Raw genomic sequence first — 18002 nt, 5'->3', positions numbered from 1 at the left:
CCCGAATCGTGGAGGGCTTCCTTATGCGGCTTCCCGGTCGGGGGCCGCGGTGTTCTCGTAGCTGACCGGGCTCATCATGCCTGCCGAGCTGTGCCGGCGTTCGTGGTTGTAGAACCCGTAGCACCAGTCCAGCACGACAGCCTGGGCCTGGCGGGTGTGCTCGAACTCGTGGCGTGAGAGAACCTCCCACTCCAGGCTGCTGAAGAACGCCTCAGCGGCGGCGTTGTCGAAGCACGACCCGACCCGGCCCATCGACTGCCGGATGCCCATGTCGCGGCACAGCTTGGTGAACGAGGTCGCGGTGTAGGTCGAGCCCCGGTCGGTGTGGAAGATGACCCGCTTGGTCTCCTCGGTGCGCCAACCCGGCTGGTTGACCGCATCGACGCCACCGCGAGCCGCCACGGCCATCTTGATCGCCGCGCACGCCAGCTCGGCGTCGGGGTGCAGGCTGGTCGCGGCGCCGAGCAGACGACGCGAGTACAGGTCGATCACGGTGGCCAGGTACAGCTTCCCGCTGGCCGTGGGGATCTCAGTCATGTCGCCAACCCAGCGGGCGTTAGGCCGCTGCGCGGTGAAGTCACGGCGCAGCAGGTCGGCGAACTTCGGTGCGGTCTTGTCCTGGCGTGTCAGACCGTTCCTCCGCTTGATCCGCCGGGCGACCAGCCCCTGGCGGCGCATCGAGTCCGCGACGGTCTTCTCGCTGACCTCCCACCCATCATCGAGCAGGTCAGCGTGCAACCGCGGGGAGCCGTGCAGGCCCCGCTTCTTGGTGAACATCACCTTCACGGCCCGGTCGATGGTGTAGCGGCGACGGTCCATAGCGGTGAACAGGCCGCTCGAGGCGCCCGGGCCGAGCGACCGGTCGCGCCACTTGTAGAACCACGCCAGGGACACCCCCAGCAGCAGGCAGGTCATCGTGTGCGGCACCCGGTAGATCGTCCTCTGGTCGGCGATGAAGCGTGCCACGCTCACTTCGTCGCCTCCTTCACCCACAGGACCACGGATCGCTTGAGGACATCACGCTCCATCCGGAGCTCGGCGTTCTCAGCACGCAGCCGCTTGAGCTCCTCGTGGTCGTCCTTCGACATTCCGTCGCGGCCCTCGCGTGCTTCCCGGGCCTGCTTGACCCAGTTGCCCAACGTGCCCTCGACCACGCCGAGGTTGCGCGCGACCTGAGCGATCGGCTTCCCGGTCTCTTCGACGATCCGGACAGCTCCCTCACGGAACTCCCGGTCGTACTTCTTCCGCTTCTGTGGCATCTCGATCCTCATTGTCGATGCCTCTACGGTCCGGGGGGAACCTCAACATCACCGCGAACAGTGCAGGCAGCAGGATGACCAGCTCGATGGTGCCCGAGCCGCGTTCGTCCCGCCGCCTACTTGATGTTGCCGGCTTGGCTTTCAACGTAAGCCTTGATGGCTGCGACGACGATCCCGACGATGGCGATGACGGCCACGGCCCAGAGCACATGCTCGGTCGTGACAGAGCCTCGCTCGTTGCGGACCCGCAGGCGCGCATCGACGCCCAGATGGAGCATGAGTAGGAGTGCGAGCAATCGGTTCATAGTGGCGTTTCCTTTCCTGGATGGGTGCCCTTTCGTGGGGTTGGGGTTGTCAGGTGTTGCTGAACATCCGCAGCAGGGATGGGGCGACGAGCAGCGCCATGAAGATGACGCCGAGCAGGGAGCCGGGAATGGTCATGCGCTCGCCGACAGCGTTGGCCTCGGAGATCTCGTCGTTGAGCATCGCCGTGCGCATGGCGGCCGAACGGGCGCGCAGGTTGGTGTAGACCGACGCGCCCTCCTCGCCGGAGAGCCGCATGATGTCGGCGAAGTCGTCGAGCTCGGGCAGGCCCAGTTCGTCGGACAGGGCGTGCAGGGCATCCCAGGGCGGTTGGCCGGACCAGCGGGAGCGAGTCAGCTCCTCCGAGAGGCGCGTGAAGACCCACGAGTTGCCGACCTCGGCCGCCGACTCCATTGCCTGTCGTACGCCGGAGCCGTTGTTCCGCTCCAAGGCGACGAGGTCGATGTACGCCCCGAGCGCTCGGGTGAACTCCAGGCGAGCCTTACGGGCGTCGTCGACCGCGTTGTAGTTGGGCAGGAAGAACATCACGACCGCCAGCCCGACTGACGCGATGGCCGGGACCGCGATGGGGAAGCCCAGTCCGAGCTGCTCGAAGAAGAACGCCAGGAGGGGCGAGATCATGAGACCCATGAGTGTCATGACGATCTTGTCGCCGTAGAACCTCGCGAGCGGGATACGTAGGAGTGCGAGCTCTCGCGTCGGAGTCCTGATCCAGACGGCCGGCGGCAACGCCTTGATCGCCCAGACGCCGATCCGCTCCTTGCCCTTCGCAGTGGTGACCGGACCAACGGCGTTCGTTCGCCCACGGGCAGGAGTCAGTCGGCTCAGCGCCTCGGTGAGGTCCGGCTCGGCGGGCATCAGGCGGGCAACGAGCAAGACCACGCCGAGCCCGAGGAACGCCCCTCCCAGCAGCGCGATCTGAAGTCCGGTGGTCATGCTGCGCCTTTCCTCGTGACGGGGACGGGGGCCAGGAACCTGGGCATCGCGCGTCCTATCGCCATGCGCTTCATCCAGACCAGCGTCGCGACGTACATCGCCAGCAGCGCCACGAGGATGACCTGCCCGAGCGCACTCTGGTAGGGCTCGACGTAGGTGCCCGACACCGCCAGGATCACCAGCACCCCAACGCTGATGACCGTCACCCAGCGTGCGGTGGCTCGGGGCTTGGCGCGGTCGGCCTCGACCTGACGCCGGGCGCGTACGTCGGCCGCCACCGACTCGGCCAGACCTTCGAGCACGCTCGCCAGCCCTGCGCCCCTCCTTCGGGAGCCGAGGATCAGGTTCGCAGCCACGAGGTCACCCGTGGCGTCATCGAGCTCGTCGGCGAACGCCCGCAACGCATCTTCGGTCACCCAGCGTGCGCGGAGCCGGGCGACCAGCCGGGTGACCTCGGGAGCGATCACGGCCGGTGTGGAGCGGAGTGTGGCAACGAGCGCCTGCTCCAGTCCAACCCCCACGGTCAGCACGCCTGAAAGGGACCGGGTCCATTCCTCCATCGCTTCGAGGCGCTCGATCCGCTGCGCTGCCGAGGACGACGAGAGCAAGATGGGCAGACCGACGAAAGCCACCGGGACGATGACCAGCGCGAGCACCCAGCCGGTGACCAAGAAGGCGACGATGCCCGCGGCCAAGCCGCCGAGCAGAAGCATCCGGGTCTGCCGGGTGACCGTGCGGACCTTGCGGGGGCGGGAGGGGCGCTCGATGATGGGGGAGGGGCGCAGCCCGAGGACGAGGGCGATCAGGCCGCCGACCACCAGCGCGCCGGCCAAGGCCGGAATGAGGACGATCACGACCGCACCTCCTGCTGGGCGAGGTAGGTGCCGAGGTCGAAGCCGTACGTCGCGAGGCTTCGGTAGGAGTCGGGCAGGACCGCTGGAACGGCCGTCCCGTCGGCGGCTGGGGCGAAGACGTGAGTGGCGGCATAGCCGGTCTCGCGCTCGCCGGGGTCGAGGGCGATGACTTCGGCGACCCGGCGCTGCCGGATGCTGCGCCCCTCCTGCTGGTAGGTCCGCAGGTCGAGGTGGATGATGAGGTCGACGGTTGCCGCGAGCTTCGAGGTCGCGAGGTCGTGGGTGACGTGCGGGCCGGCCTCCATCGCGCAAGTCACCAGCTTGCGGATCGCCGCGACCGCGTCGGAAGCGTGAGTCGTGGAGATGGACCCGGTGCCGGACTCCATCGCCTTGATCATCGCCCAGATCTCCTTGCCTCGGACCTCGCCGACGATCTGGCGGGAGAGGTTGAAGCGGAACGAGTCGACGAGGGCCTCGTCGAGGGTGAACTCACCGGCCGCTCGCCCGTCCGGACCTCGTTCACCTGACCCAGGACGGGCCTCCCACGGGTGGACGATGCGGTGCCGGTCGCGCAGCTCGTGCAGGTGCAGCTCGTACTCAGTCTCGAAGGTGCCGATCGCCTCCAGCGGGTCGATCTCGGCGCACAAAGCTCGAACCAGGGTCGTCTTGCCCGCGCCCTGCGATCCGGACACCACGATGGACTTGCGGGACCGCACCGCCGCCCGCAGGAATGACGCTGCGACAGGAGTCAGCATCTGTCGAGTGACGAGGTCGTCGAGCGTGACTTCCATCAGCCGGTGGCGACGGATCACGACGGAGGGGCGGGGCGTCACCCACGCAGCAGCGGCGAGCCGCGAGCCGCCATCGAGGCGCAGATGCAGGCGCGGTTGGGCTTCGGAGAAACCGCGAGCGTTGACCTCGGATCGGGAGGCGAGGAAGACCAGGAAGTCGACGAGCTCCTCGTCGGAGTCGGCCACGGGTGGCCCGTCGATCTGTGAGCCGTCAATGAGTTCGAGCACGACGTTGTCGTGGCCGGTGATGATGATGTTCTCGATCCGGTCGTCGTCGACGAGGGGCTGGAGGCGGCCGAGCCGGAACAGCGAGTCGAACACCGCACGGGCCAGCGCGTCCTGCTCGGCGCCGGGGAGTGTGGTCATCCCGGCGTTCACCCGGTCAGCCACGGTCGTCTCGATGAGGTCGAGCACAATGGTCCGGCCCAGCTCCTCCTGCGCGACCTTGTTGAGCCGTCCCTTGTCGGCCGCAACCGCCTGACTGAGCTGCTCGGAGGCTTGCGCGCGCAGCGCAGAGACGAGCGACCAGTCGAGGCTGCTGCCGATGGGATGGGTGCTCATGGTCGACAGGTGTGCCACCGGAGCCATTGGGTAGCCACGGTCGAACCTCTCAGCCACCGGCGGAACTGGCTGCGTGAACAGAGGCAACCCCGTCAGCGGGGTGGTGTCGTAGTCCTCGGATCGATCTGTCGTCATGACCGGGCTCCTTCGAGCAGCTCGTTGCGCCGGCGGGTGATCGTCGAGTGGATCGAAGCGATGGCCGCAGTGAGCGCCCTTGCCAGCGGCCCGGTCTCGAACCGTTTCGGCGGCTGGGCTCCACGCGAGAAGACCGCAGCCGACCCCGGATCGTCGGCCAGCGACGCCAGGACGGGCAGGTTCACCGCTGCAGTGACATCGCGGGCGTTGTAGGGCTGGTCCTCGCCGATGAGCAGGACGCCCGACTGGTGCCAGTCCAGGGCAGGGCGCTGGAACGCCTCTGCCCACGAGCGCAGGGCCGAGAGGTGGGGGAGCGTCGTCCTGCTGACGAGCAGGGACAAGTCGGCGGCATCGAGCAGCGGTTGGGGTGACCCGTGGAGACCGAGTCGGCCGGCATCGACGATGACGTCCTGACCGGCGGTCTCCAGTTCGCCGAGTGTCTCCGCCAGCGGTGCCCAGAGATCCCGAAGAGCACTGGCCTGGGTGTGCGAGCGGGTGCCCGCGACGAACGACACCGTGGTTTCCTCGATGGGACGTGCGACGTCGGCAAGAGCATCACTCAGGTTGCTCGCGGTCAGCGCGAGCTCGATGAGCCCGCCGTCGTACTCACGGGTGCCACGAAAGTAGCCGGCCAGCAAGCCGGAGCCACCGGTCGGGTCGGCTTCGACGAGCAGGACCGGGCGCGGCCACAGCAGCGCCAACCCGAGCGCTGTCGTGGTGACGCCAGGGGAGCCGGAAGCGGAAGCGAGCGCGAGGACAGCCATCAGCGCTCCCGGGAATCCAGGACAAGGGCGATGTTGCCGGTCGCGATCCTGGTGGCGAGCACCGCGGCATCAGCCTTGGGAACGAGCAGGTCGACGACGGTCTGTCCGGTCTCGTCGGAGGTGTGGACGCCGACGATGGTGGCGTCGTTGCTCAACGGCGTGCCTGCCGGGAGGTCGTCGCCTTGGGCTGGAGTGACGACGACGCGGACCTTGTCTCCGTACCGAAGTGCAAGACCAGGGGCTTGAGCGGGGGTGAGCGCGACGCCGACGACTGAGTCGCCTGCGCCGGGAACGACCTCAGCGGTGAACGCACCCGGTGTCAGCATCCCGCCAGAAGAGATGTCCATCGCCGCGCGCTGCCCGACCACCCGATCGAGCTCCGCGGCCGACACGGGCTTGAAGGCCGGGTCAGCGCTGAGCTGAACCCGGGCAAGGTCATCTGCCTCGATGACGGAGCCACGCTCGATGGAGTGACGCGCGACGAGCACTTCTTGGGTGTTGGTCGTCGCGGTCCAGGCCCAGCCGGCGAGCAGCGCTCCGATGCAGATGGCACCGATCGCGGCGGCTACGAGCGCTGGTCGTCGACGCAGCTTCGGCGGAGGCACGAGCGCCGTCGTGGCCGGACCCTCCTGATTGAGAGCCCCGTCGACTCGGGTGGCTGCACTACTCATACTCAATCGCCTCTCCGCTGCCCGCTACTGCACGAGCACCTGCGCTTCCCCGACCGCAATCGCGACCGTCCGTGTCAGGCCGTTCAGCCGGATGGTCCCGGTTTGGCCTGCCCCTTCCCATGTGATGACCCAGTCCGAGGTGGCGGTCACCGTGTACGTCCCGCCCGCCTGCTTCGAGCTCGACTTCTCATAGACGTGCCCGCAGTCGGGCGACTTCGAGTTGCCGTACGCCGCCTCGTACGGCGTCCCGGCGGTTATGCACTTGACCGTGGCGCCGTCGCCCATGTCCCAGGTGATCTTGTGGAGCTTCGCCGTGGCAGTGACCGTGATCCCACCCGCGGAGGCCGACTCCGTGATCGGACCGACGGTGTGCTCGTCAGGGTTGGCAGCCCACATCCACACGGGCATACCGACGATTCCGATGCTGTCCTCACCTGGCTCAGGTGTGATGCCGATGTCGATGGCCCGCAGGTTCATCTCCTGAATCGCGACCTGCGCGACCTCGCCGGGCGTCGGCCCTGCGCCGGAGTTCGGCGGCGGGTCCTTCGACCAGATCCAGATGAGCAGGTCGGTCTGTGGCTGGTAACAGGTGTAGACGGCACCGTCGCCTGGCTCGTGGCCTTGCCAGTTCGGATCGCCGGCTGGCGGTTGCGGGTCGAGCAGCGAGATGTAGCACCGGTAGCCGTTCGACCAGTACCCGTACTCGGTGGAACAGGGGACAGGCCCGGGCGGAGGCTTCGTGATCCCCTGATCGCTCCCGTCCCAGAAGCAAGCGGCATCGCCCCCGGTGTCCTTGGGTCCGTCGTCGCCACCGTCTCCGGGGTCGCTGGGTTCTCCGGGGACCTCGACGTAGATCAGGCAGACGCCGGTTTCAGGGTCCGTGACCTGACAGACGGTGTCGGCGTACGACGGCGCCTGGGCATGGATGAGTAGCCCCGCGACGGGCATGGATGAGTAGCCCCGCGACGGCGAGTGAGGTGACGACGGCACGGACTACGAGGCTTCGCATGGCGCGCGCTCGATGTCCTGGCTTGAGGCAACACGCCACGAGCCATCGGGATCGGTGTCCCACCGGTAGTTCGACACCAGGAACTGAATCCAGCCGGTGTCCGGTCGGTCTGGGCTGATGACCGAATCGCCGTTCTTGTCGACGACGTCGACGTCGCTCACGTCGAAGCAGAGGTCGATCTGGACCGTCGGCACCTTGCCGGCCTTCGGGTCCGAGTTGTCGAGGTTGACCGACTGCACTTCCAGCTCGACGATCTTCGTCGCACCGGTCTGGTGGAGGCCTTGCTTGCGCTCCTTCGTGAACAGGTTCTTCTGTGCCGCGAGTTCGGTGCTGATCGCGACCTCGTCGAGCAACCTCAACGGCTTGCTTGGGTTTCGGCGAAGGTCGTTTCGCACCTCGTAGTACTTCCGGAGAATGGCAGACGCCGCCTCTGATGCGATCTCGCTGTCAGATTGCGGCGTTGGGGAAGTCGTGGTGGTGGCCGGCGAGCTCGAACTCGAAGTGGGGGTCGGGGTCGCCGCCGGGTCATTGCCGTCGGAGGCACAACCTCCCGTTGCGATCGCCACCGCGGTAACGGTCGCCAGGAGCGCAGAGTGTCGGGCGTTCGTCATGGCCGAGTCCTGGACGCCTTCGCGAGACCATCCCGAGAAGGTCGCATACGACGCCCTGACGGCGGGCCGACTGGGTCGTCGCATTCGTATCGTACGTCACATCCGGGACCTTGAACCGGTTCGCTTTTCACGTTGCCTCCTCGCTCCGTGAGACCGAGTGCCGCCTCTTCTCACCCAGGTGTGCCGCACCGACCGCACCGCGCCTGCGCCCCGCCCTGATGGGCCGCACCCTCCTTCTCGGCATACACGTCATGCAGAACGAGGTGGGCTATGTGGCCGGGGCTCTGTGGACAACTCAGCCTGAACCGGGGCTGTGGACCTGCGCGGACACCTTCACACCAAGGAGGTGTGCGGCCATGACCGTCTCGATGAGGAAGATCCGGGCCGGCCGGGGCTACGACTACCTGCTCAAGAGTGTGGTCCGGGGCGACGCCAACATGGCAGACGCCAACCCGGTCACGCGGTACTACACCGAGGAAGGCACTCCGCCGGGCCGCTGGATGGGCTCGGCGCTCCACGCCTTCGGCGACGGCGAGATCAAGCGCGGTGATCAGGTGACGCCGCAGCAACTCCAGCTCCTGATCGGCACTGGATTGGACCCGGTCACTGGCGAGAAACTCGGTCGTGCCTTCCCGGTCTTCCCGCCAGTGGGAGCGCGGATCGCCGCTCGGGTGACCGAGCTGAGTCCGAGCCTCACCGCCGAGCAGCGGTCAGAGGCGGAGAGACAGATCAAGGCCGAGGAGTCGGTCAAACCGTCCAGCGGGGTCGCCGGCTACGACTACACGTTCAGCGTTCCCAAGTCGGTCTCGGCGCTGTGGGGCGTGTCCGACGCTGGCACGCAGGCACTGATCGACCGTGCCCACTACGAGGCAGTTGCCGAGGTGCTCGACTTCATGGAGCGGGAGGTCGTCTCCACGAGGAGGGGCGTTGCCGCTGGGAACGGCGCGGTGATGCAGGCCGATGTCATCGGAGTGGCCGCCACGGCGTACGACCACTGGGACTCCCGGCTCGGGGACCCGCAGCTCCACACCCACGTCGTCATCTCCAACAGGGTCAAGACGACAGAGGACGGGCGCTGGCGAAGCCTGGACGGCACCGCGATGTACGAGGCCAACGTGCCCATCTCCGAGCACTACAACGCGGTGCTGGCCGACCGCCTCACCCGACTGTTCGGCATCGAGTGGGAGCAGCGGGAGCGGGGTGCGGAACGCAACGCGGCCTGGGAGCTCGCCCCCGTCCCCGAGACGCTCATCCGCGAGTTCTCCAGCCGGTCCCGTCACATCGACCGAGAGAAGGACCGCTTGATAGCGGAGTACGTCGAGTTGACTGGCCGCCGCCCCTCCTCGGCCAGGATCATCCAGTTGCGCGCGAAGGCCACGCTGGCAACGCGCCCCGAGAAGGAGATTCACTCCCTGTTCGATCTCACGACCCAGTGGCGAGGACGGGCGCAGAAGATCCTCGGAAGGGGCCCAGTCGACTGGGCCAAGGAAGCCACCGCACCTTCTCGCGCTCGTCCCACCCTCCGCGCCGACGACGTGCCCCTCGACGCGATCACCGAAGTCGGCGTCTCCGTCGTGGGCGCGGTCGAGGAGAAGCGTTCGACCTGGAAGCACTGGAACCTCTGGGCGGAGGCATCCCGGCAGACGATGGGTTGGCGGTTCGCCAGCGCGGAGGATCGCGAGGCCGTCGTCGGCATGATCGTCGAGGCCGCGAAGCAGGAGTCGGTGACGATCACTCCGCCCGATCTGGTCACCGTGCCGGAGATCTTCCGGCGAGCCGACGGCACCTCGCGGTTCCGGCCGCGTCACGGAGTCGTGTTCACCTCCGAGACCCTGCTCGCCGCCGAGGACCGCCTCCTGGCCCGGGCCGAAGACATGACCGCCGCGGAGATGGACCTCGACGTGATCGAGCGGGTGACGCGCAAGGAGCACCTGTTGTCTGCCGAGCAGTCCGAGACGCTGGCAGGGATCGCCGTGTCCGGTCGGAGGCTCGATTTGCTCGTGGGTCCGGCCGGCGCGGGTAAAACCACCGCGATGCACGCGCTGAAGACGGCTTGGATGGAGGTTCACGGCAAGGGCAGCGTCGTCGGCCTCGCGCCGAGCGCGGTCGCCGCCCAGGTACTCGCCGAGGATCTGGGCATCGCGTGCGAGAACACCGCCAAGTGGCTCCACGAGCACGACCGGGGACGGGCGGAGTTCCTCAGCGGCCAACTCGTCATCATCGACGAGGCGACCCTCGCCGGCACGCTCAGTCTCGACCGCCTCACGACGCTCGCTGCCGAGGCTGGTGCGAAGGTCCTGTTGGTCGGCGATTGGGCACAGCTTCAGTCGGTCGACGCAGGAGGGGCGTTCTCTCTGTTGGCCTCCGCCCGTCCCGACACCCCCGAGCTGGCCGAGGTCCACCGCTTCACCCACGAGTGGGAGAAGTCCGCATCGCTCGACCTTCGGTTCGGACGGGCGGAAGTCATCAGCACCTACGTCGCCAAGGATCGCGTCCAGGAGGGCACAACCGACGACATGATGGACGCCGCCTTTCTGGCGTGGACTGCCGACGTGAAGGAGGGGCGGACGTCGATCCTGGTCGCCGAGGCCAGTGACATGGTGATCCGACTCAACCGGCGTGCCCGCGCCGACCGAATCGTTGCCAACCCGGTCGGAGACATCGAGGTGAACCTGGCCGACGGCACCCAGGCGTCCGAGGGTGACCTCATCATCACCCGCCACAACGACCGACGCCTCCACACCCTGCGCGGCGGCTGGGTCCGCAACGGCGACCGTTGGACCGTCACCCGCGTTCACAACGACGGCTCGATGCAGGTCGAACGTCTCGGGATCGCCGTTGGTGGGTCGGTGACGTTGCCTGCGGCGTACGTCGCCGAGCATGTCGACCTCGGGTACGCCGTCACCGCGCACCGCGCTCAGGGGATGACCGTCGACACCGCTCATGTCGTGGTGACCGGCTCGACGACGCGGGAGAACTTCTACGTCTCCATGACCCGCGGCCGGAACTCCAACATCGCGTACGTCGCGCTCGACAAGCCCGACGAAGGTCACGCCCCTCCCGAGCCTGACGAGGTGGACGCCCACACCGTTCTCTACGGCGTCCTCCAACACATCGGCGGAGAGCTCTCCGCGCACCAGATGATCGCGGCGGAGCAGGACCGCTGGTCGTCCATCGCGCAGATCGCTGCCGAGTACGAAACCATCGGCGCAGTCGCCCAGCGCGAGCGCTGGATCATTGCGATCAGGAGCAGCGGGCTGACAGACGCCCAGGTCGAGCAAGTGCTGAGGTCCGAGTCGTTCGGCCCGCTCACCTCCGAGCTGCGCCGGGCCGAGTCCAACCACCACGATGTCGAGCGGCTCCTGCCGGCCGTGGTCAGGCGGCGCTCGCTCGCTGACGCCGAGGACATCGGTGCCGTCCTCATCAGCCGCCTCCAGAAGGCTGCCCAGCCGAAGCAGGGCATGCGTTGCCCGTCCCCGAAGCTGGTCGTTGGTCTGATCCCGGTCGCCGACGGCCCGATGGACGAGGTCATGGCCAAGGCGCTGGCCGAGCGCGCTGACCTGATGGAAGGACGGGCGTTGACGCTGGCGGAGGAGGCGGTCGAGGACAACGCCCTCTGGTCGAAGCGGCTCGGCACCCCGCCCCCGACCGAGGCGGCACGCCGTCGATGGCTCCACGAGGTGCGGACGATCGCTGCGTACCGCGACCGCTACGGCGTGGACGGCCGGAGGACTCTCGGCGAGCCTGAGACCGTCGCGCAGAAGCTCGACGCCGGCCGCGCCAAGCAGGCGATCACGCGTGCCCGGGCGATCTCCGAGGAAGCCTCTGGCGCCGAGGACGGGCGGAGCCGCCCCGTTGAGCGGGAGGGACGGGCGCTGGGGTAGCGGTACACAGCGGTAGTTACGGCCGAGATATCCCCAGTAGGGGCGATGGGGCGGCCGGACTGTCGGATGCCGGGCGTAGGCAGGAGGTGAGCCCCGACCGAAGGAGATCTCATGCTCACCGCGCTCTGGCACCTTTGCGCCGCGATCCGCGGCTACCTCCGCTTCTACATGCCCACCAACCGCGCAGTCGACTGGTTGCGCACCCCGCGCGGCCTCAAGTGGGCGATCCCCGTTGCCCTCATCGCCACGCCCACCTACCTCGGCCTGACCGCCCTGACGATCCAAGGTGCAGCCCGGCCTGGCCTCGGCGGGCTCAACGTGCTGGTGTTCCTCTTCTTCTGGAACGCGATGAAATTCGTCTGGATGGCTCTTCTCAGCCTTCCGTTGATGGCGGGACGAGCGCTCCGGCGCATCGGGGACCCCAGGGTTGTCAACGGCGGCTGAAAACTGACCCTCTCGCGGCAATCGAAAACTGACCCCCTCGGTTACTGGTTCTCTTCGTTGACGGCCGCGGGGACGCGGCCGAGTTCTCGGTTCTTCAGCCGGTAGGAGTCGCCCTTCAAGGCGATGACCTCGGCGTGGTGGACGAGCCGGTCGATCATGGCCGCGGCGACGGTGTCGTCGCCGAAGACCTCGCCCCAGCGGGCGAAGTTCTTGTTGGACGTGACGATCAGGCTGGCGCGTTCGTAGCGGGATGAGATGAGTTGGAAGAACAGGTTGGCGGCTTCGGGTTCGAAGGGGATGTAGCCGACCTCGTCGATGACCAGCACCGGGTAGCGCACCAGCTTGCGGAGTTCGTCTTGGAGTTTGCCGGCGTGGTGGGCCTCAGCAAGCCGGTCGACCCACTGGGACGCGGTGGCGAACAGGACGCGGTGTCCGGCCTGGCAAGCGCGGATCGCCAATCCGGTGGCCAGATGGGTCTTCCCGGTCCCGGGCGGGCCGAGCAGCACGACGTTCTCCTTGGCGGCGACGAAGTCCAAGGTGCCCAGGTGCGCGATCGTCTCCCGCTTCAGACCACGGGCGTGGTCGTAGTCGAAGTCCTCCAAGCTCTTGCGGCTGGGAAAGCGGGCGGCGCGGATCCGTCCCTCGCCGCCGTGGGACTCCCGGGCCGACACCTCGCGTTGCAGGCAGGCGGCCAGGAACTCCTCATGGGTCCATGACTCCTCCCTGGCACGCTCGGCCAGCCGCTCGACCGACTCCCGCAGGGTGGGTGCCTTCAACGCCCGGGTCAGGTACTCCAACTCGCTGGTGACGTCTCGCCCGGTCTTCGGCTTCGTCGTGGTTCTGGTGGTCGACCTGGTGGCCATCAGGACACCTCCCCGTCGACCACGCCGAGTGCTTGGTCGTAGAACCCGAGTGAGCGGATCTCGACCTCCTCGCCGGTGACCGCGTCGGCGACCGGGCGCAGCAGGTCCGCCCGACCGTGCCGCAGGTGCTTGGCAGCGACGGTGTGCTCGAACTCGGTGATGGTCTGGTGCTGGGCCCACACGCGGGCGTGGTCGGCGACGATCGCGCCCTCACATGTCACCCACACTCGTTCGAGGTCGGCGTGGATCTCGATCCGCCGCCCGACCACAGCCGGGTGAACGGAGTAGTCGTTGGAATCGAGCCGGACGTAGTGGTCGCGCGGCAGCCGCATGGTCTTGCGCCAGCCGACCTCGGGCGGCACCGGCGGCAGGGGCATCATCGCGGCACGGTCCGCGGCAACCCGGTCACCCGGGCTGCAGCCCAGGACCCGCATCCGGCGGGCGTTGGCTCTCACGAAGAACGCGGCAAGCTGGGTGTTGAAGTCTTCTGGTGAGGTGAACGTGCGACCGGGCAGGAACGATTTCTCCAGGTAGTCGTGGAGCCGCTCGAGCATGCCCTTGGCTTCGGGATCGGCTGGCTTGCAGACGTAGACCTTCGCGCCGAGCACGCCACGGAACGCCTGGCAATCGCCGGTGAGTTCGGGTTGGCGGGCGCGCCACCGACCGACTGCTCCTTCGCCGTCCCACACCAGTGTCTTCGGCACGCCCTGCAGCTGGGTCGACAGCAGCTGCCACCAGCTGGCGTAGAGATCCGCGGCATCGCGGGAAGGGATCAACAAGCCGCCCGACCACCGCGAGTAACCGGTCACCGTGGTCATCACCGGCAGCCGCTTTGCCGTCCGGATCTGGCCGTACCCGACGGGGAGCTCGATGTCGGGGAACCAGAAGTCGAACTGCGCCAGCTCACCCGGCTCATAGGTCGTGCGCGATGCCGGGTCCGGCGGCAGGTACACCGGCCGCAGGTCGCTGACCCGGGTCCGCAGGATCCGGATCGAGTGTTCCCACCCGATCCGTTCGGCCACGACCGTCGCCGGCATGGTCGGCGTCACCCGCAGCAGCTCTCGGATCTGCGGCTCGACCGCATCAACCAGCGACCCACGCCCGACCCGCTCGTAGCGCGGCGGCCCGTCATCGCGCAGCGCCTTGCGCACCGTGTTCTTCGAGATCCCCATCGACCTGGCGATCACCTTGATCGGCACTCCCTCCACGCGGTGCAACCGCCGGATCTCCGCCCAGTCCTCCACTGCCAACACTCCGCATCTCCCTGCCTCGAGCTCGAGGACAGGGTCTCGGAGGGGGTCAGTTTTCAGTTGCCGTTTGGGGGTCAGTTTTCACGTGCCGTCGACAAGGGTCGTCTAATTCGCCTCCGCCTTTCGAGCTGGCTTCTCGATGTGGGTATCGATCAGAAAGCCAGCGATCGCGAATCCCGCGTTGACCGCAAGTTTCGCGTGCCTCGGAGCAGGACCTACGGACCCCTTACCGCGGCCGTGCGCATCGCTCAGTGCGTTCCGCATCCCGGCGAGTCCGCCCACGACAGTCGCGGCTCCACTGAGAATCTGCTTGATGATCTGCTCGGTGTGCTGATCTGGGGAGACCTCCATCGCCGCGGCCGCGGCCTTGTACAACCGGGCGAGGTCCCACGAGTCCTCATAGGTCACGGAGCGCTCGTCGCAGATGTGCTTGCAGATGCTCTCCAGCGTCGTCCGAGTGGCCGTAATCGCCCCGTCGGGATCGGTGGTCACCTTGCTCAACGCGACCGTCCACGACTTCGTGACCGCTTGCCAATCAGCCAGCTTGGTTAGCCCCTCTCCGGCTGCTACTGCACCGGGGGTGCCATCGGCCAGCAGGAGTGAACGCAGCTTCTCGATTCGCGCTGGTGCTGGCATGCCGTGCCTGACGGAGCCGTCGTAGTCGCAGAGTTCGAGCAGCAGCGCCCTCTGCTGTTGCAGGGGGAGCGAGTTCAAGCCTGCCTCGAAGATTTGCCAGCGGGATTGGCTCCCGCCGCCCCACCCCTGATAGGGGCCGAGAGCATCGGTGTGCTCGGCGAAGATGCTGTGAATCTCTGGCCCGCTGAACCCGGTCTCCCGCGCGAACATGTCGATGGCGAGGCTCGATACTCGGTGCGGCAGACGCTCGCTCGTCGATGACATAGTCCCATTGTGGTCGAGTCGGCCGACGGTTTCAGGACCTCCTCGACACGGAACGGTACCTCGTGCGCAGCCGGACCAGCGCACCAAGCACGGCGCCGGTCTCATCGCTCTCGAACGGCGGTTCCCACGACAGAAATCCGGTCATACCGGCGCAAGGTACGGGACAATCGCAGACCGGACTTCGGAGCGCCCGACTCGCGGATGACGCACGGCGAAGCCCGTGAATCGCCGTGGCAACGGGACGCCCGCCAAGGGGCTGGCTGGCCGCAGCACATCGGCGTTGTCGCGCACCAGCGTGCTTCGCAATAAGCACCATGACTCGGCATATGTAGCCGCAAGGAGCAGCTACGGCGCCCCCACCCCGCGCGTTCGTCCCCGATCCGTCGGCCGCCCTCGATAGAGTCGTCCTTGCGGGGAAGCAGGTGTTGTGTCATCCTTCTCGGCTTTTCTTTGTCACATCCCAGGAGGACACAAGCATGACCACGCAAACGACCGCGCTCGCGACGGCGGAAGTGTGGCTCTGATGGCGCGCGCAGCCAAGAAGGCGGCGCAGGCCAAGACGCTGGAGCAGCGCCTTTGGGAGGCCGCCGACGCGCTTCGGGGTAACCAGGAGCCGAGCGAGTACAAGCATGTCGTCCTCGGTCTGGTCTTCCTCAAGTACATCTCGGACCGCTTCGAGGCTCGGTACAAGGACATCGAGGCGGCGCTCTCGGACCCGAATTCGGATGACTACATCCCGAACGAGGCCCGTCGTCAGACCTTCCTCGAGGACCGCGACGAGTACCGCAGTCACAGCGTCTTCTGGGTACCTGCCGAGGCACGCTGGGAGTACATCCAGAACAGCGCCGGCGACGCGTCCAAGATCGGCACGGTCATCGACGACGCGATGGACCTCATCGAGAGGGAGAACCGCTCCCTTAACCCGGATCCACCGATGAGCTTGGTGGTAATCGCGTGATCCGGATCGCCGTGGGGTGAGCGGCTGTGGGCGTGGGGATCTGCCGGACCTTGCTGTCCGGGTCGTCCTTTGGTCCTCGGGTCGCGCAGCGGTGGCTGCTGGGTGGGTCAGGCCGCGAGGCCGGGCGGCGGGTCGCTGACCCGGTCGAACAGGGCGGTCCAGGCGTTCTCCCAGGGCCAGGCTTGGGGCAGGTGCAGGGTGATCCGGCGCGCTGAGGTCGCTACCCTCGCGGGCACGGTGATCAGCTTGCGTCGGATCGTCGCGGTGGTCGCCCGTGCCAGGTCTGGTGCGGCGAGGGTGCCTGCGGCGCGGGTGAGGTTGAACGCGATAACGGCGAGCACCAGCCAGGCGGCGTTGGCGGTGAACACTCCGGACGGCAGGTGGGCCAGCGCGGATCCTTTGAGGTCGGCGTGGACCTGCTCGATGACGGCGTGATGGCGGTGGGTCTTGTCCGCCGCGACGGTGTCCAGGAGCACGGGGTCGGCGGTGGTGAAGAACGCGTGGAAGCGCCACACGTCGAACAGGGTGTCCTGGCCGGCTGCCTTGTTCTTCTCGGCGTTGAAGTCGGGGATCCGACGCACCACCAGCCGCCCGGGCACCTGCTCGGACTTCTTCTGCGCGGCGAAGGCGGTGAAGGGAATCTCGGCGACCTCGGCGCGAGAGATCCACTTCTGCGAGGTTTCGTCGAAGACGGCGTCGGTGTACTCGATGGTGGTCCACGCGTCGTGGCCGATTGTGGCGATCGCTTTCTTGACGGCCTTGTCCATCCGCACCGTGACCGACACATCGGCGCCGCCGACCAGGGCGGCGTGGACTGGTCCGCGGCCGTAGAACGCCGAGTCCATCCGGACCAAGACCAGCTGACCCGTGCCGAGCAGTCGCCGGGCGGTCCTCACCGCGTCGCCGACCAGCCGCTTCGCGCCGCGTGGCGACCCCGCCGCGCCCTTGCGGAGCCGCTGGGCCACGATCACCGGCGCCGTCGTCGCGGTCGTGAGCGTGGCCAGCAGTGCGTTGAGCCCGCGCACACCGGAGTAGCCGAACCCGGCGCCCTGCTTGGAGTGGCCGTGGACCTCGATGATCGTGTCGTCGACGTCGAGCAACGCGTACCCGGCACCGGCTCCTGACTCCTCGGTGCCGGCGCCAAGACCGGTCCCGGCGCCCAGGAGCCGGGTGAGTCCGGCCACCGCGATCAGGAACCTCGATGCGACTGCGTCGAGCTGACGAACGTGGCCGAAGGTGAACGCTCGCAGGAACGAGCCCAACGTCGAGGGCGCGTAGGCGCGGGCGAAAACCCGGCCCATCCCGCCGTGCCGCAGCAGCGCCATGTCATCGATCGAGTCCGCGCCGGCGACCATCCCACCGACGAGCGAGGCGACCTTCAGTCCGGCGTTCGCGCCCTTGTGCGTGGGCACCGTGAGGTGGGTATCAGCCAGATCCCGCAGCCCACCACGGTCGGCCAACGCGAGCACCGGGACCAGGCCGCCAGTCGACACGAGATTCGGATCATCGAAGGCTGCCGACGTCGCTCGAACCGTGTGAGAGAGTTTCATCCCAGAGATGCCCTTGCTGCCGGTGTGAATCTTTGCCTGAAGAACTCAGATTCTCCTGCCCTGCAAGGGCATTCTCGTTCTACGCCACGCTCACGTCACCAAACTCATCGGTGGATCCGGGCTTAAGGGCGTCCTGCCGCGCAACTACGGCCGGGAGGGACTGGACAAGAGTCGCCTCAAGCGCCTCGTTGACCTGATCGGGTCGATCGGCTTCACCGAGACCGACGACCACGGCAGC

The 18002-nt window shown here is 67.5% G+C and carries 17 protein-coding genes; 3 read left to right on the top strand and 14 right to left on the bottom strand.

All coding sequences use genetic code 11. The features are described 5' to 3' along the window. Nucleotides 1-21: 21 nt before the first annotated feature. The 10 genes from K8W59_RS09995 to K8W59_RS09950 all read right to left on the bottom strand — a co-directional run bounded on the left by K8W59_RS09995 (nucleotide 22) and on the right by K8W59_RS09950 (nucleotide 7870). Nucleotides 22-972, bottom strand: coding sequence for an IS3 family transposase (locus K8W59_RS09995; protein ID WP_223396340.1), 951 nt, complete (start codon nucleotides 970-972; stop codon nucleotides 22-24). After that, complete coding sequence (locus tag K8W59_RS09990; RefSeq protein WP_223396339.1) at nucleotides 969-1271, bottom strand: transposase; 303 nt, start codon at nucleotides 1269-1271, stop codon at nucleotides 969-971. The genes K8W59_RS09995 and K8W59_RS09990 overlap by 4 nt, the downstream gene beginning before the upstream one ends. A 104-nt stretch (nucleotides 1272-1375) precedes the next feature. Next, nucleotides 1376-1564 (bottom strand): hypothetical protein, encoded by a 189-nt coding sequence (locus tag K8W59_RS09985; protein WP_223399687.1) that lies wholly within the window; start codon nucleotides 1562-1564, stop codon nucleotides 1376-1378. A 49-nt stretch (nucleotides 1565-1613) separates the two neighbouring features. After that, nucleotides 1614-2519, bottom strand: coding sequence for a type II secretion system F family protein (locus K8W59_RS09980; RefSeq protein WP_223399686.1), 906 nt, complete (start codon nucleotides 2517-2519; stop codon nucleotides 1614-1616). Further along, a complete protein-coding gene (locus K8W59_RS09975) occupies nucleotides 2516-3373 on the bottom strand; it encodes a type II secretion system F family protein (protein ID WP_223399685.1) in 858 nt (285 codons plus the stop codon). The genes K8W59_RS09980 and K8W59_RS09975 overlap by 4 nt, the downstream gene beginning before the upstream one ends. Next, nucleotides 3370-4725 (bottom strand): CpaF family protein, encoded by a 1356-nt coding sequence (locus K8W59_RS09970; protein ID WP_223399684.1) that lies wholly within the window; start codon nucleotides 4723-4725, stop codon nucleotides 3370-3372. The genes K8W59_RS09975 and K8W59_RS09970 overlap by 4 nt, the downstream gene beginning before the upstream one ends. Nucleotides 4726-4856: 131 nt before the next feature. Next, nucleotides 4857-5624, bottom strand: a complete 768-nt coding sequence (locus tag K8W59_RS09965) for a P-loop NTPase family protein (protein ID WP_223399683.1) — start codon at nucleotides 5622-5624, stop codon at nucleotides 4857-4859. Then, nucleotides 5624-6295: an SAF domain-containing protein gene (locus K8W59_RS09960; RefSeq protein WP_223399682.1), complete on the bottom strand. Its 672-nt coding sequence runs from the start codon at nucleotides 6293-6295 to the stop codon at nucleotides 5624-5626. The genes K8W59_RS09965 and K8W59_RS09960 overlap by 1 nt, the downstream gene beginning before the upstream one ends. A 24-nt stretch (nucleotides 6296-6319) precedes the next feature. After that, complete coding sequence (locus tag K8W59_RS09955; RefSeq protein WP_223399681.1) at nucleotides 6320-7243, bottom strand: hypothetical protein; 924 nt, start codon at nucleotides 7241-7243, stop codon at nucleotides 6320-6322. 45 nt (nucleotides 7244-7288) lie between these two features. Next, a complete protein-coding gene (locus tag K8W59_RS09950; RefSeq protein WP_223399680.1) occupies nucleotides 7289-7870 on the bottom strand; it encodes a hypothetical protein in 582 nt (193 codons plus the stop codon). 401 nt (nucleotides 7871-8271) lie between these two features. Here K8W59_RS09950 and mobF point away from each other — a divergent pair, with 401 nt between their 5' ends. After that, on the top strand, nucleotides 8272-11799 hold the full coding sequence (gene mobF, locus K8W59_RS09945; RefSeq protein WP_223399679.1) for a MobF family relaxase: 3528 nt from the start codon (nucleotides 8272-8274) through the stop codon (nucleotides 11797-11799). Nucleotides 11800-11910: 111 nt separating this feature from the next. Next, the gene (locus tag K8W59_RS09940; RefSeq protein ID WP_223399678.1) at nucleotides 11911-12243 is read left to right on the top strand and encodes a hypothetical protein; all 333 of its coding nucleotides are present in this window, start codon (nucleotides 11911-11913) and stop codon (nucleotides 12241-12243) included. A gap of 41 nt (nucleotides 12244-12284) precedes the next feature. Here K8W59_RS09940 and istB read toward each other — a convergent pair whose 3' ends face one another. The 3 genes from istB to K8W59_RS09925 form a co-directional block, all read right to left on the bottom strand. Next, entirely contained in the window at nucleotides 12285-13106 is an 822-nt protein-coding gene (gene istB, locus K8W59_RS09935) for an IS21-like element helper ATPase IstB (protein ID WP_223398655.1), read from the bottom strand. Then, the gene (istA, locus tag K8W59_RS09930) at nucleotides 13106-14359 is read right to left on the bottom strand and encodes an IS21 family transposase (protein ID WP_223398657.1); all 1254 of its coding nucleotides are present in this window, start codon (nucleotides 14357-14359) and stop codon (nucleotides 13106-13108) included. The genes istB and istA overlap by 1 nt, the downstream gene beginning before the upstream one ends. A gap of 102 nt (nucleotides 14360-14461) precedes the next feature. Then, nucleotides 14462-15256 (bottom strand): abortive infection family protein, encoded by a 795-nt coding sequence (locus K8W59_RS09925; RefSeq protein ID WP_223399677.1) that lies wholly within the window; start codon nucleotides 15254-15256, stop codon nucleotides 14462-14464. Nucleotides 15257-15779: 523 nt separating this feature from the next. Here K8W59_RS09925 and K8W59_RS09920 point away from each other — a divergent pair. Beyond that, on the top strand, nucleotides 15780-16214 hold the full coding sequence (locus tag K8W59_RS09920; protein ID WP_223399676.1) for a type I restriction-modification system subunit M N-terminal domain-containing protein: 435 nt from the start codon (nucleotides 15780-15782) through the stop codon (nucleotides 16212-16214). Between the two features lie 107 nt (nucleotides 16215-16321). Here K8W59_RS09920 and K8W59_RS09915 read toward each other — a convergent pair whose 3' ends face one another. After that, nucleotides 16322-17764 (bottom strand): IS1380 family transposase, encoded by a 1443-nt coding sequence (locus tag K8W59_RS09915; protein ID WP_223393460.1) that lies wholly within the window; start codon nucleotides 17762-17764, stop codon nucleotides 16322-16324. Between the last annotated feature and the right edge of the window lie 238 nt (nucleotides 17765-18002).

This window comes from Nocardioides rotundus, assembly GCF_019931675.1.
In the GTDB taxonomy this organism is placed as follows: domain Bacteria; phylum Actinomycetota; class Actinomycetes; order Propionibacteriales; family Nocardioidaceae; genus Nocardioides; species Nocardioides rotundus.
Note: the sequence above shows the minus strand (reverse complement) of the source record. Positions and strands in the feature narration are given on the sequence as shown.